The 1,206-nt window shown below is 51.0% G+C and carries 2 protein-coding genes; both read left to right on the plus strand.

Features of this window, described 5'->3' with window-relative positions; genetic code table 11:
- Positions 1–487 (plus strand): potassium transporter TrkG (locus tag ACTBDZ_RS17980; protein WP_438816290.1); only part of this gene is annotated, 487 nt, incomplete at its 5' end.
- A gap of 31 nt (positions 488–518) precedes the next feature.
- Positions 519–1,058, plus strand: a complete 540-nt coding sequence (hemG, locus tag ACTBDZ_RS17985; RefSeq protein WP_438816291.1) for a menaquinone-dependent protoporphyrinogen IX dehydrogenase — start codon at positions 519–521, stop codon at positions 1,056–1,058.
- Positions 1,059–1,206 lie beyond the last annotated feature (148 nt).

Consider the following 1,206-nt stretch of genomic DNA (forward strand, 5'->3'; position numbering starts at 1 on the left):
CACCAGAAGTTTTGCCGCCTGGCCGCTATTCTTGCCCGTTTTGCTGTTGTGCTCTGCTTTTATCGGCGGGTGCGCGGGGTCGACGGGCGGTGGCTTAAAAGTGATTCGTATCCTGCTGTTGTTCTTGCAAGGACATCGAGAGCTCAAACGATTGGTGCACCCAAACGCGGTCTATACCATCAAGCTTGGACGTCGTGCCTTGCCGGAGCGGATCCTCGAGGCGGTATGGGGCTTTTTCTCCGCCTATGCGTTGGTGTTTATTGTCAGTATGCTGGCAGTTATAGCCACCGGTGTGGATGATTTTTCTGCTTTTGCCGCTGTCACGGCGACGCTAAACAATCTGGGGCCGGGATTAGGGGTAGTGGCCGATAACTTCACCACCATGAATGACGCAGCGAAATGGATTCTGATTTCAACCATGCTGTTCGGGCGTCTTGAGGTGTTTACCTTGCTGGTGTTGTTTACACCTACGTTCTGGCGCGCATAACCTAAAACAAAAAGCCAAAGAGCAATGACCTATGAAAGCGTTGATACTTTTTTCCAGTAAGGATGGTCAAACCAAGGCTATCGCCTCTTATATCGCGACGGTGCTAAAGGGTAAGGTCGAGTGCGATGTGGTGAACATCACGGCCGCTGACAATATCGAACCCGCGCATTACGATCGCATTCTGATCGGTGCTTCGGTACGCTATGGTCATTTCCAGCCCGAGGTTTATGCTTTTATCAAACAACACGTGGGGGAATTGCAGCGTCTGCCAAATGCTTTCTTCTCAGTGAATCTGACCGCGCGTAAGCCAGAAAAGCGCACGGCACAAACCAATCCCTACACCAGGAAGTTTTTGCTGCGCTCCCCGTGGCAGCCAGCACTATGCGGTGTGTTTGCCGGTGTACTGCGCTATCCGCGCTATGGTTGGCTCGACCGGGTGATGATTCAGCTTATTATGCGAATGACCGGTGGTGAGACGGACAGCAGTAAAGAGATTGAATACACCGATTGGCAACAGGTTGAGCATTTCGCACATGAATTTGCTCAGCTTGGTGCAAAAAAACGCGTTTAATGCTGATGTTTAGTACGCACTGCCGAAAAAACACCCACTCAGAAATAAAATTGAAATTAGGCCTTGTCAGGGCGCGAGAAGTGTCTATACTGCGCCTCCACTGACACGGCAACAGCGATTCGCAGTTGCGGTAACAGTCGGAAAGTTA

Origin of the sequence: Symbiopectobacterium sp. (assembly GCF_051710365.1) — a bacterium.
Lineage (GTDB): Bacteria > Pseudomonadota > Gammaproteobacteria > Enterobacterales > Enterobacteriaceae > Symbiopectobacterium.

What these genes read in the sequence shown, in the direction of transcription:
- hemG (WP_438816291.1), top strand. Translation starts at nt 519, where the DNA reads ATGAAAGCGTTGATACTTTTTTCCAGTAAGGATGGTCAAACCAAGGCT.